The 13,297-nt window shown below is 67.2% G+C and carries 5 protein-coding genes; 4 read left to right on the forward strand and 1 reads right to left on the reverse strand.

Translation table 11 applies throughout. The features are described 5' to 3' along the window. Window positions 1-40 precede the first annotated feature (40 nt). From P8A18_RS11240 to drmB, 4 genes are read left to right on the forward strand one after another with little or no spacing between them, the layout of a single operon-like run. A complete protein-coding gene (locus P8A18_RS11240; RefSeq protein WP_306053817.1) occupies window positions 41-4,840 on the forward strand; it encodes a DEAD/DEAH box helicase in 4,800 nt (1,599 codons plus the stop codon). After that, on the forward strand, window positions 4,837-6,753 hold the full coding sequence (locus P8A18_RS11245; RefSeq protein WP_306053818.1) for an ATP-dependent helicase: 1,917 nt from the start codon (window positions 4,837-4,839) through the stop codon (window positions 6,751-6,753). The genes P8A18_RS11240 and P8A18_RS11245 overlap by 4 nt, the downstream gene beginning before the upstream one ends. Then, window positions 6,750-9,992 carry a helicase-related protein gene (locus P8A18_RS11250; protein ID WP_306053820.1) on the forward strand — a complete coding sequence of 1,081 codons (3,243 nt, stop codon included), beginning with the start codon at window positions 6,750-6,752 and terminating at the stop codon, window positions 9,990-9,992. Before P8A18_RS11245 ends, P8A18_RS11250 begins: the two co-directional genes overlap by 4 nt. Before the next feature lie 2 nt (window positions 9,993-9,994). Then, complete coding sequence (gene drmB, locus P8A18_RS11255) at window positions 9,995-11,851, forward strand: MrfA Zn-binding domain-containing protein (RefSeq protein ID WP_306053821.1); 1,857 nt, start codon at window positions 9,995-9,997, stop codon at window positions 11,849-11,851. 30 nt (window positions 11,852-11,881) lie between these two features. Here the strand turns inward: drmB and P8A18_RS11260 are convergent, their stop codons facing one another. Continuing rightward, window positions 11,882-12,613: a DUF5919 domain-containing protein gene (locus tag P8A18_RS11260; protein WP_371933659.1), complete on the reverse strand. Its 732-nt coding sequence runs from the start codon at window positions 12,611-12,613 to the stop codon at window positions 11,882-11,884. Between the last annotated feature and the right edge of the window lie 684 nt (window positions 12,614-13,297).

The following is a 13,297-nucleotide window of genomic DNA, read 5'->3' on the forward strand; positions in this document are numbered from 1 at the left end:
CGCATCCTCGGTTCGTTCTCCTCTTCGAGACAGGTGCCCCATGCCCGACCGGCAGCTCGCCGACCGCTCGCTCCCGCCCGTGATCGACACCGTGATGCGGCAGTCCGCCACCGTCCTGAAGACCTATCAGGTCGATCCGGGGCTGATACAGGAGCACGCCAACGGCGAGCGTCGCATCACCCAGGGCGGCTACGGCGAGCGCCAGTTGTACGAACTCGTCCAGAACGCGGCGGACGAGATCGCGGCCGAGCCCGGCGGCAAGCTGCACGTGGTCCTCACTGACACCCACCTCTACTGCGCGAACGTGGGCGCCCCCGTCACGCCGGAGGGAGCCGAGACGATCCTGCGGATGGGTGTGTCCCGTAAGCGTGGCGGGCAGATCGGCCGATTCGGCGTCGGCGTCAAGTCCGTGCTCTCGGTGAGCGACTCACCCCAGTTCTTCAGTGGGAACGGTGCCTTCGGTTTCGGCTTCGACAAGCACTGGTCCGCTGCCGAGATCGCGCAGGCTCTCGGCCGGCAGGGCGATCTCGACATGGACACGCCGGTCCTGCGCATGGCCCGACCCCTCGACGTCGAGCAGGAACGTGCTGATGACGACACCCTGAGCAAGCTGCTGAATTGGGCCACCACCGTCGTCCGCCTGCCCCTGGTGCCGGGCGCCGCCGAACGCCTCGCCCGCGACATCGTCGGCCACAGGGGTCGCAACGGACGCGAGACCGAGGCCTTCCCTTCCCATTTCCAGTTGTTCTCCCCCCACGTCGGCGAACTGTTCCTGCACGACCGGCGCTCCATGCCTCAGGTCCGCCGGGAGATCTCGATCGAGCACAAGGGCACCTACCGGACGCTCAAGGAGGTGGCGAGCGGCACCAAACAGACGACGGAACAGTGGAAGGTGTTCTCGGCCTCCTACTCCCCCACCGGCGAGGCCGAGGAGAGCGCGGGCGAGCTTCACGGCCGGCCCGTGCTGGAGGTCTCCTGGGCGATGCCCGAGTACACCGTGCGTAACGGCCTGTATACCGTGCCCGTCGGTAAGGGTGCCTTCTGGGCGTTCTTCCCCACCAAGTACGAGGTGTCGCTGACCGGCATCCTCAACGCGCCGTGGAAGACGAACGAGGATCGTCAGCACCTTCTCGACGGAAGCCCCTTCAACCGCGAACTCCTAGAGGTCGCGGCGCGGTTGGTGGTTGACACCCTGCCCTCACTCGTACCCGCAGAGGATCCCGCCGCCTACCTCCCCCTGCTGCCGGGACGCACCAAGGAGAAGCTCAACTGGGCCGACGAATACCTCCTTCGCCGCGTGTGGGAGTACGCCGCCGAAAGCCCCTCGCTGCCCGACCAGAACGGGGTGCTCCAGAGGCCTCGCGAGCTCTTCATCACGCCGCCCAACCTCGACAAGGATTGGGTCCGGATCTGGGCCGAGTACGACGGCCGCCCCCTCGGCTGGCTCCACCCGTCCGTCGACGCGTCCGACACCACGGTCCGGCGCGGCAAGATGAACCACATCCTGGATCAGGCGGGGAAGACTCCCGAGAGCGTCAAGGACTGGCTCGAAGCTCTTGTCTCCGACGGCTCCGCGGAGGCCTCGACCCACGCCATCGAAATCCTCTCCCTGATGGTGCTCAAGGATCAGGCCGGCCGGCTGCGCGGCGATTCGGAGACCACTGCCGCGGCCCGCCGGGCGAAGATCGTCCTGACCGAGGAACACGGGATGGTGGCGCCCGTCGCCGGCGAGATCTTCCACCGGACCTCCGCCGACGCCCTCCGCGACGACATGGTCTACGTGCACCCGTCAATCTCCGAGCGTCCCGAGATGTCCAGGCATCTGCACAACATCGGTATCAGGGTCGCCGACGCGCAGGGGCGGTTCGAGGGCGTCCTCGACCAGGGTTTCGCCGGCTACGACACCGACGCCTGGACCAACTTCTGGGTTCTGCTCCGGAGTGCCGGTGGCAGCGCGCAGACCGAACGCATCCGTACGAAGGTGCCGAAGCCCTCGGGCACGCTGCGCGTCCGTACGCTGGACGGCCGGTACCGACCGATGCGCGACTGTCTTCTGCCGGGCCCCGTGGTACCCGCCGACGGAAGTCGGGACAACAGCGTCACCGTCGACATGGGCTTCCATGACAGCGACAAGTCCGTATTCCGCGACTTCGGGCTGTTCGACCGCCCCACCGGCGGCCACCTGCCGCAGGGTGAGACCTGGTTCGAGGAGTATCGGCAGGCTGTGCACGAACAGCATCTCCGTAGCCTGCCGAGCACGGCACCGCGCCCCAACATCTCCCGCCTCGTGGTGGAAGGCGCCGCGCCCCTGGGCCCGCTGCACCTGCTGCCGGTTCTGTCCGACGAGGGGCGCGCCGCCTTCGTGTCGGCCCTGCCTCCGTCCGACATCTCGCAGCACTGGCAGATGCGGTACGGAACCAACGCCAACACACGCACCCCTGTGGTGTCTCCGCTGCGGTGGATGATCTCCAAGCACGGCCTCGTGCGCACCTCCATGGGTCTGACCCGTGTGTTCGAGGCTGTCGGGCCCCAGCTCAAGAGTTTCGACTCCGTGCTGCCCGTCGCCGAGATCTCGGACGAAACAGCGCGGCGGCTGGGCATGCCCACGACCACCGATGACGTGCCCGCCCGGCGTTGGGGCAAGTTGTTGGACCTCCTCCTGAAGAGCGAGGACGACGCGTTCATCGGGCATGCCTACGCCCTGTTGCACCGCGTGGGATTCGAGTTCCCCGAGGACGTGCCCACCCGATGCCGCGTGGGGGCCTCCTGGGAAGGACGCCCGGACAACGAGATCGCCGTGGCGACGAGTGCCCCGGAGTTCAACGAACTCGTCCGCGAGAAGCTCCCCGCGCTCCTGGTCGCCGAGAAGGCCGATGCGGCCTCCGCCAAGGCGATGATCGAGGACTGGGGCATGCTCAAGGTCTCCGACGTCATCAGCCGTGAGATCGACGCCGTGAAGATCGGGCGGGCCTCTTCCCTCCTCGAGGAGTTCCCCACGGTCAAGGCCCGCCTCGGCCAGGCAGGCAGCAACTACAAGATCCAGCGCTGTTCCGAACTCGCTCACGTCATGCGGACCCCCATGGGGAGCAAGCAGAAGCCCCTCGAATTCGCGAGAAAGGCCCAGACCCTCTACGTACTGGACTCGCTCGACCGTCTCCAGGTGCTCCGGGCCGCCGACGAGGAGTTCAAGTGGGGCTTCGGACCCGCGGGCTGCAGCCAGGCACTCGCCCTCCAGGAGAGGCAGGAGCACGACCAGGCTCTCCTCAAGCGGTTGCGCGCCGTGCGGGAGGCCGAGAGCGTCATTGACAAGATCGCTCTGCTCATCGGTGAGGAAGCCCTGCGTGGCGGGCTTCCGCCCGGGCTGATGGAGAGCGAGATCCATGAGCACGGAAGCGAACCCAGCCCTCGGCGCGTCGCCGAGATGGCATTCAACGCACACGGCGAGGCGATTCTGCGGATCCACTCGCACGATCTCACGCTGCATTTCCCCACCCGGGCACCCACGTCCTTCAGCGGTGGCCAGAAGGCCTTGCTCTTCGTCACCGACCTCGGCTTTCCGGACTCCTTCGCCGGCGCCCAGGTGCCCTCCCTGGATGCTCGCGTGGAGGTCGAAGGCCCGACCGAGTTCCCCGCACTGCACCCGTACCAGGAGGACCTCGCTCAGGCACTGTTGGGTCTGCTGAAGAACCCGATGCCCCAGCGCGGCATGCTCAGCCTGCCGACGGGGGCCGGTAAGACGCGTGTCACGGCGGAAGGCGTGATCCGCTGGATCCGGGACCGCGAGAATCTTCCGGGCCCGGTCCTGTGGATCGCTCAGACGGAAGAACTGTGTGAGCAGGCCGTGCAGAGTTGGAGCTTCGTCTGGTCGAAGGTGGGCCCGGAGCACCCTCTCGTCATCAGCCGTTTGTGGGCGTCCAACGAGGCCACACCGGTCGACGGGCGTCCGCATCTGGTCGTCGCGACCGACGCGAAATTGGACCGCTGCATGGCGGAGGAGAAGTACGCCTGGTTGCGGGACTCCACCTCGCTCGTCATCGTCGACGAGGCACACACCGCGATGTCCAAGCGCTACACACGTCTTCTCGAACAGCTCGGCCTCACGCACCACCGGACCAGCCGTCACCTGGTCGGTCTGACCGCGACCCCGTACAAGAACAACGCGGAGCTGACCCGGCTCCTGGTCCAGCGGTTCGGCAACCGCCTGGACACCGGGGTCTTCGACGGAGATCTGTCGGTCGCCATCAAATCCTTGCAGCACATCGGCGTACTGGCCCAGGTGAAGCACCGAGAGCTGCAGGGCGCCGCGATCTCCCTGACAGCCGACGAGCGTGCGCAGTCCGAGACGTTCGCCACCTTGCCCAAGGGTGCGGAACAACGACTTGCGGAGGATCACGACCGCAGTCAGCGCATCGTCGACGAGATCGCCGCCATGCCTTCCGACTGGCCGGTTCTGGTGTTCGCCACCTCCGTCGCCCACGCCAAACTGCTCGCCGCCAAGCTGGGTGACAGAGACATCAAGGCCGCGGCCATCGACTCGAGCACACCCACCAACGAACGCCGCCAACGGATCAACGACTTCCGCAAGGGCAGGACCCAGGTACTCACGAACTACGGTGTGCTGACCCAGGGCTTCGACGCCCCGGCCACCCGTGCGGTGGTGGTCGCCCGCCCGACCTACAGCCCCAACGTCTACCAGCAGATGATCGGACGTGGTCTGCGTGGCCCGAAGAACGGCGGCAAGGAAAACTGCCTGATCCTGAACGTGCGGGACAACATCACCAACTACGGCGACGACCTCGCGTTCACCGAATTCGAGTACCTGTGGGACGAGGCCCGGTGACTCCTCTCCTTTCCTCCGAGCATCGGCTCACACCCGAGCAGCAAGCCGTGGTGGACCAGCCCTGGGACGCCCGCGTCCTGGTCACGGCCGGAGCCGGCGCCGGGAAGACGTACACCCTGGTCCGACGGCTCGACGTGTTGGTGGAACGCGAGGAACTGGAAGCCGGAGAGATCCTGGTCCTCAGTTTTTCCCGCGCCGCCGTTCGCGAACTCACCGAGCGGATCGAGCGACACGCCGTCGCCGCGCAGCGCATCCGTGTGCAGACCTTCGACGGCTGGGCCTCTGCCCTGCTGCACCGCGCCTACCCTGACGTGGACTGGGGGACGTACTCCTTCGACGGCCGTATCGAGGCAGCCACCGAGGCCCTCGACAAGGGAGCCGTCGAGGGCGGCGAGTACGTCCCGGCCCATGTGATGATCGACGAGGTCCAAGACCTCATCGGCGTCCGTCGGGAAATGGTCGAGGCGTTGCTCGACCGCTTCCAGGAGAACAGCGGGTTCACCGTGGTGGGGGACTCCGCCCAGTCCGTGTACGGGTTCCAGGTGTCCGATCCGGATCAACGAGCGGAGGAGACCGACCGCTTCCTGGAGTGGGTGCGTGCCACGTTCGGTGAGGACCTGGTGGAAATCCATCTCGGCGACAACTTCCGTGCCCGAAGCGACACGGCACGGATGGCCCTGCCCCACGGCTCCGAGTTGCAGCACCTGCCTCGGGACCGGACCGCCGCCCGGGGCGAGGCGGAGCGCATCCACGGCGACCTGCGCGCGCTGCTCCTGTCGACACCGAACTTCGGAAGCCTGGACGACCCGTTCGTGTTGGCAGCCCTGCGGGACTCTCCCGACTCGACCGCCATCCTGACCCGCGACAACGGCCAGGCGTTGTCGTTGTCCGGCACTCTGGCCACAGCCGGCGTTCCCCACACACTGCAGCGTTCGGCCCGCGAGCGCTCGGCCCCTGTCTGGATCGCCGAACTACTCGCCTCGACCGGCACCACCGCTCTCACTCGGGAGCGCTTCGAGGATTTGCTGGTCGGCCTGCCCGTTCCCGTGGGTAGCGCGCCGGAGGCGCTGTGGCGATCGGTCCGGAAGGTGGCACGTGGTCGCGGCCGCGGAACCCTTGACGTCGTCGCGCTGCACCGGGCGCTCGCCGAAGGTGGACTTCCTGATGAGCTGACCGCCGCCCAGCCGTCCTCACTCGTGGTCTCGACCATGCACCGGGCCAAGGGCCTGGAGTTCGATCGGGTTCTGATCGTGGAGCCACGAGTATTGAAGGAGCCGGCCCCGGTCCGGAAGAAGAAGTACGACTACGACCCGTCTGCGGAGGCCCGGCTGCTGTATGTGGCCATGACACGGGCACGGGACGATCTCTACGTCTTGGACGCACCCCCCTCGTGGCTCGTCCGGAAGGACAAGCGGGTCGACCGCTGGTATCTGGGCGGTCGCAGCACGTGGGCCCGGAACGGAATCGAACTGATCGGTGCGGACGTGTCCCACGAGCAACCCCCAGGTACGGAGGGGTTGCGACAGAACGCCGAGGAGCTCCGGCGTCATCTCATGGCCGATGTCCACGCCGGCGTCGAAGCCGAGCTGGTCCTGCTGCATGGCATTCCCGTCGCCGCCGACCAGTCGCCGCCGTACGCGGTAGTGGTCGGCGGGCGGCGGATCGCGGTGGTGTCCGAACGGTTCCGCACAGACCTGCACCGGTTGCTTCGCCGTACCTCCCACTCCGAGGTGGATCGGTGGCCGCCGCTGATCACCGGCCTCAGGGTCGAGTGTGTGGAGAGTGTCGCCGGCAGCCCCGCCGCGACCGAGGCCGCGGGCCTGGGTACGCACGGCGCCTGGGTCGCCCCGCGTCTGTGCGGCCTGGGACGCTTCCACTGGTACACGGACGGACCTGAGGTGAACACAGGATGAGCGGGTCGACCCACCAGGCGCACTACGAGGTGCGCGACTCGCTCCTCGATGCCCTGCGGCAGGACCTGCTCGGCCCGGTGGGTGGTGTGGACGAGGTGCTCACGGATGACGCGCCGATCACCATGTACCCGGTCGGCGTGCTCTTCCCGCGCTCACGTCCGAAATCCCCCGACGACCCGGCTCGGCCCGAGCCGACCGAGCTGGAGTCCGAGCGGGACGGCCTCGACGCGGTATCGCTCGGAGTCCGTCGGGATATCGAGGACGGCCCGGGCGATCTGGGTGTCTCGCTGGCGAACGTCCGGATGCCCTCGTCCATCGGCCTGACCTTCGCCGTGGACCCGACCGTTTCGGCCCGGCTCCGACTGACCGTGACCGCCGCCGTCTACCTCCCCGAGGACGCCGAAGGGAAGCCGGTGGACGCGAAGCGGAGCGAGGCGCGGAGCACGAAGGCCCAGCGCGAGCATTGGCGGCGCTCCGACCTGCGGATCGAACCCGTCGATGTGGATGTCACCCGCCCCGGACTGCTCGCCCCCTTCGTCCTTCACCCGGGTCTGCAACTACGAGTGCTGGTCCGCCCCCGGTCCACGTCGGACGGGACCGTGACCGTGACCGCCACGGTCGTCAACAGCCTCGAAGTGGGCCGATTCGACCTACGCGACGCGCACTGCTTCTACCAGCCCGTACTCACCGTCACAGCGGGAGACGGCACCAGCCCGGTGTTCGTGGTTCGACCGGCCACGTCGGGCGCAGTCGACTCCGAGCAGGCACTCAGCAGGCTCGTGCATCGCCATGCGCCGAGCTTCGCCATCGGCCACGGGTGCGCCGCGTACTGGGATTGGGAGCCGCCGCCGGTGGGGTCCGTAGCGCTGGACCGCCCGACAGTCACCGCCCTGCGCACCGAGTTCGTCCCCTCCCACGAGGTGCTGTTGACCGACTCGAACCCCGGGATCGACGACAAGCCACTCACCATGTACCGGCTGGGGACCGACCCGGCCCACGAGGTCGTGTCCGCCCTGCGCACCCTGCTGGACGGGTACGAGCGGTGGATCGAGACCCAGAAGGACCAGGCCGATCTGCTGTGCGGGACCGAGGACGGCGAAGCCGCGGCTGCTCAGGTCCTGTTGTGCCGGCAGGCCCTGCGTCGGATGCGTGAGGGCGTGGATCTGCTGGACGACAGCGAGCGACCGGACATCATGCACGCGTTCCGGCTGGCGAACCTGGCGATGGCGGACCAACGGGCACGCACCGTGTGGATCAAGACAGGCCGGTCCGGCCGCCCTGACGAACATGCCGGGCGGTGGCGGCCCTTCCAGCTCTCCTTCATGCTCCTCTGCCTGGCCGGAATCGTCGATCCCGATCACGACGACCGAAAGATCTCCGACCTGCTGTGGTTCCCCACAGGTGGTGGCAAGACAGAGGCGTACCTCGGCCTGATCGCCTTCACCACGTTCTTCCGGCGGCTGCGGGACGGGGTGGCCGGAGCGGGCGTCACCGTGCTCATGCGGTACACGCTCCGGCTGCTCACGCTGCAGCAGTTCGAGCGAGCCGCGGCACTGATCTGCGCCATGGACCTGCTCCGGGCCGCCGACCCGGCACGGCTGGGTCACGAGGAGATCTCCATCGGCATGTGGGTGGGCCGCTCGGCAACGCCCAACACCCTGGCGGCCGCCGACGCAAAACTGGCTGACCTCATGCGGAACGACGCCTTGCAGTTGCAGACGGAGAACCCGGTCCAACTGCGCACCTGTCCATGGTGCGGAGAGCCGTTGCGTCCCCGTGACTACGCGGTCGACAAGGACGCGCAACGTATGACGGTGCACTGCCCGTCAGGAGCCTGCGACTTCGGCCGCGGGCTCCCGGTCCATCTCGTCGACGAGGCCGTCTATGCCCACCGTCCTACCTTGGTCATCGCAACGGTCGACAAGTTCGCCTCGATGCCTTGGCGGCCGGCGTCAGCAGCGCTCTTCAACCGGGACGTGGAGGGTGTTCGACCGCCCGAGCTCATCGTCCAGGACGAACTCCACCTCATCTCCGGCCCACTCGGCACCCTCACCGGCCTGTACGAGACGGCCGTGGACGCTCTGTCGAAACGCCCCAAGGTGATTGCCTCGACCGCGACCATCCGACGCGCCGACGAACAGGGCACCCGCCTGTTCGACCGCAAGGTGGCGCAGTTCCCGCCCGGCGGCCTGGACGCGCGAGACTCCTGGTTCGCCGTCGAGACGCCACGGGAGCGCAAGGCGGCACGATGCTATGTCGGCCTGCTGACCTCCAGCACGAGTCAGGCCACCCTGCTGATCCGCGTATATGCGGCTCTGTTGCACCGGGCGCAGGCATATGACGCTCCGCCTGAGGTGAAGGACGCGTACTGGACCCTGGTCGGCTACTTCAACAGCCTGCGCCTGCTGTCGGCGGCGGAGCTCCAAGTACTCGACGACGTCCAGGAGCGGCTGGGTCACCTGGCGGCGAGGGACGGGGCCGATGTGCGCCGCGCGGACGCTCTCACAGAATTGAGCAGCCGCGCGAACGCCAGTGACATCTCTCGCAGGCTCAAGGACATTGAGCGCCGACTCCCCAGCCCCGACGCGCTGGACGTACTGCTCGCCACCAACATGATCTCCGTGGGTGTCGACGTCGATCGCCTCGGGCTGATGGCCGTGATGGGACAACCGCAGACCACGGCCGAGTACATCCAGGCGACGAGCCGAGTCGGACGCCAACACCCGGGCTTGGTCGCAGTCATGCTCAACTCCACCAGGTCGAGGGACCGGTCGCACTACGAGGACTTCCAAGGCTTCCACTCCGCCCTGTACCGTGAGGTGGAATCCACGAGCGTCACGCCGTTCTCCGCGCGGGCCCGGGACCGAGGACTCCATGCTGTTGTGGTGGCCCTGGTCCGGCTGATGGTGCCCGCAGCACGGCCCAATGACGCGGCCGCGCGTGTGGAGGACTTCCTCACCGACCTCCGTGAACAGGTCGGGGCGGCCTTGCTCGACCGAGTCTCGGCCGTCGAACCGGCTGAGGTCGAAGCCACCACCGCCGCCTTCGAGGCGTTCGTCGCATGGTGGCGGAGCGAGGCGTACGAGCGCCCGAACCTCGTGTACGAAGCGCCACGCGGGTCTCACGCCGCCGCTCTGTTGGCCAACTACGACGACGAGTCGCCTGACGCGTCGCCGTGGAAGACCCTGTGGAGTCTGCGAGACGTGGACGCCTCGTCCACCTTCTTCGAGGAGCGCTGACCATGGGACCCGTCCCGCCCCGCACCCGACGCCGCGGTCTCCCCTCGACGGCCGCACGTGCCGCCCGCAAGCTCGGGGAGATCCGTCGCGCCCAACTCATCACGACCTACGGTGTCGGTGCCATGATCGCGGTGGAGAACGAGTCCTTCCTCGTCCGTGGTATCGATTCGTGGGACATCTCCGAGGCACCCTTCATCTCTGAGCCCCGCTTGGCGTGGCAGTTGGGTGTCTCCGGGTTCCGGATGCCTCCGGCCCCCGATCCCGACTCGGCCCGGGACGGCGTACGAGCGGTGCGTTTCCCGGAGATGTACTCATGCCCGCAGTGCCATCAATTGCAGCCATTTCGCAAATTCAATTCCTCCCGAGGGCGCGCCGAATGCTCGACGTGCCAGGAGAGCTTGGTCCCGTCCCGCTTCGTGATCGCGTGCACGCACGGCCATCTGGAGGACTTTCCCTACTGGAAGTGGGTCCATCGGGGCAACCGGACGGAATCCGGAAGTTGCGGAGGCCGACTGACCCTCCATGCCAACGGCTCGACCGCGTCGCTGCGTGCCGTGCAGATCGGTTGCAGTTGCGGGGTGGAGAAGGTGTCCATGGAGGGGTCGTTCCGACGCCAGGCCCTCCGGGAGCTCGGTATCCGGTGCGGTGGCCGTCGCCCGTGGCTCAGAGATGCTCCGGCCGAGGTCTGCCAGGAACCACCGCGCGCCCTCCAGCGTGGTTCCTCCTCCGTCTGGTTCCCTGTCATGTACTCGGCGCTGTCCATCCCGCCGTGGAGTCAGGGCATCGCCAAGCTCGTCGCGCCGCTCTATGACGTCTTGAAGGACGAGGACACGGCTTCGATCAAGGCCTATGTGCGCATAAGAAAACTGCTGCTCCATCACCCCAAATACACGGACGAGGACGTGGTGGCGGAGGTGACCCGGAGGCGCACAGCCGAGAGCGCCGCTGTGGGGGAAGCCGATGACACAGAGGCTGCCAAGCGCGCCGGCGACTACCGACGAAGGCTCTACGAAGGCGAGTATCGAAGTCTGTCCAAGCCTCATCCCGAGGACGCCGAGGAGGAACAGGAATTCGTCTGCGAGCCCCCGATCGCTCCGACCGACGCCCTGCGCTCGTCGTTCGGACTCGCCCAGGTCATGCTCGTCAAGCGGTTGCGCGAAGTACGAGCGCTGCAGTCGTTTCGGCGTGTTGAGGAACCGAGCCAGGCGGACTCCCAACTGCGCCAGGCAGCCATCTCACTGGCGCAGCCGACTTGGCTACCCGCGTTCGAGGTCAGTGGTGAAGGCGTGTTCCTTCGCCTCGACCAGGAGCGGCTTCAGACCTGGGAAAGGCAGCCGGAACAGGTCGCTCGCGCGACCCGGATCCGCCAGAACCACGAGAGGCTGCTGTCAGCACGTGCGGGCGACTCGGGCAATCCGGTTCCGCCTTCGCCCGCCACGCCTCGATTCCTCCTTCTGCACGCCTTGGCCCATGCCCTGATCAACGAATGGAGCCTGGACGGCGGCTATCCGGCCGCATCCCTGCGCGAGCGTCTCTACAGCGATGAGAACATGGCAGGCGTACTGATCTACACAGCGACCAGCGACTCCGCCGGAAGCCTTGGCGGGGTCGTTGCACAAGGTGAGCCGGACCGTCTGGCAGCTTCCCTCCGGGCCGCCCTGCACAGAGCGAGTTGGTGCTCGAACGACCCTCTGTGCATGGAGGCCGAGGCGAGCGGGGCGGACAGCCTGAACATGGCCGCTTGCCACGCCTGCCTGCTCCTTCCGGAGACGAGCTGCGAGAACAACAACATATTGCTCGACCGCGCTGCCCTGGTGGGAACACCCGACGGGCGGGTGCCGGGCTTCTTCGCTCTCTGACCTTCAGCTCTTCGCCGCAGCCGGCCCGGTTCAGACGGTCACCGGCAGGCCGCGGCTCCACAGCTCTTCGGCGTGTTCTGTGAACCGGTCGAACATCCCGGCATCCCCCTGACGCCGGAGGTGCAGCAACGGTGAATCATGTCCGACAAGCCGCGCCAGGTGTGGAGTGACCAGCGCCTGCTCATCAAAACGGAACACGGACAGGGACACGTGGTTGACAGCGTCCTCGTGGCTGCTGAATCGGGCCTCGACGCGGCTGGAGGCGCCCAGACGCCCCAGGTGTTCAAGGGTGATCCTGACGCGCGTGGAAACACTCAGAGCGACGTCTTCGACCGTCTCGCGCTGCCGGGTGACCTCACCGTCGGGATCCCCCAGCAGGAACCGGACGCGGCAACCCGCATCGATCTTCTTGCGAAGGGTCTCGACGAAGGCCGGCTGCTCCAGCCAGAGGAAGTAGTTCGTGTACCCGGCCAGGAAGATCTGCTCCGTGGCCCCGTCGACCAAATCGCCCCACACCGTCGAGGGACACGCGGACCGGTAGGGATAGGCCTGAACGAGCTCTCGGTCGTGGCCCGACTTCACCCGGTCCTGCACAGCCTTCGGCCAGATCATCTGTTCATCCACCTTCAGCGCCTGACAGGCGTCAGCACGATTTCTTGCGTGGGGTACAAGCTCGGCGTCGGCCAGCCACCGCTCCACGGTCTTGGGTGCGACACCAATGCGGGCCGCAAGCCTGCGCGGCGACAACCGAGCATCTGACATAGCCGATCGTAGAGCGACATTCAAGACTTCCCCCTGCGACGTTTGGGCCTTCTTGGACCATAGCGGCAGCCCATCCAACTGTCGCTGCGGTCAGCGAAGATACGTCCCACAGGGGTGGTCATCCTTGCCGCCATGAAGAGCCCGCGAGCCACAATCGTCCAGCCCATCGACCTTCCCATCCCTCCCGCACCGCCCAAGCCATCTGACAACTGCCCCGTCTGCTTCGACTTGGCCGAACAACGACGGGCAGCCAGACGTGCGGGCGACTACTCGCGCGCTACCGATGCCTCCGTACGAATCGGCCGGCATCCTCACACCGCCGGGGATTCACAGTGACTGACGTCAGCCTCGCTCAGTGGCGCGAGAGCTGTGCGGCTGCCCTGAATGCAAGCAACGAACTGCGGGCAGCACTTGCAAGGCTGGGCCTCCCGGAGCGCAGCTATCGCAGCATCCGACCGGCCACGACCTCGACCGGCAGACCGTATGTCTACCTCGGGATCCTGAACGCGGAAGCCGTCGAGGCAATCACCGCGGCGCTGCTGCCCGAACTTGCCCGGCCAAGGCTCGCCAGGGGCCAGGACCTTGATGCGGCCGTGGAACCAACCCCGCGGCCGGCACCCCCCGATAGCGCAACACGGTCCCGACTCGCCGACGCCGAAACGGGCGACTGTCAGGGGCAGGCGG

Source organism: Streptomyces sp. Mut1 (genome assembly GCF_030719295.1).
GTDB lineage: Bacteria > Actinomycetota > Actinomycetes > Streptomycetales > Streptomycetaceae > Streptomyces > Streptomyces castrisilvae.

Coding starts and splice junctions, on each gene's coding strand:
- P8A18_RS11240 (WP_306053817.1), top strand. CDS start 41: ATGCCCGACCGGCAGCTCGCCGACCGCTCGCTCCCGCCCGTGATCGAC.
- P8A18_RS11250 (WP_306053820.1), top strand. CDS start 6,750: ATGAGCGGGTCGACCCACCAGGCGCACTACGAGGTGCGCGACTCGCTC.
- drmB (WP_306053821.1), top strand. CDS start 9,995: ATGGGACCCGTCCCGCCCCGCACCCGACGCCGCGGTCTCCCCTCGACG.
- P8A18_RS11260 (WP_371933659.1), bottom strand. CDS start 12,613: ATGTCAGATGCTCGGTTGTCGCCGCGCAGGCTTGCGGCCCGCATTGGT.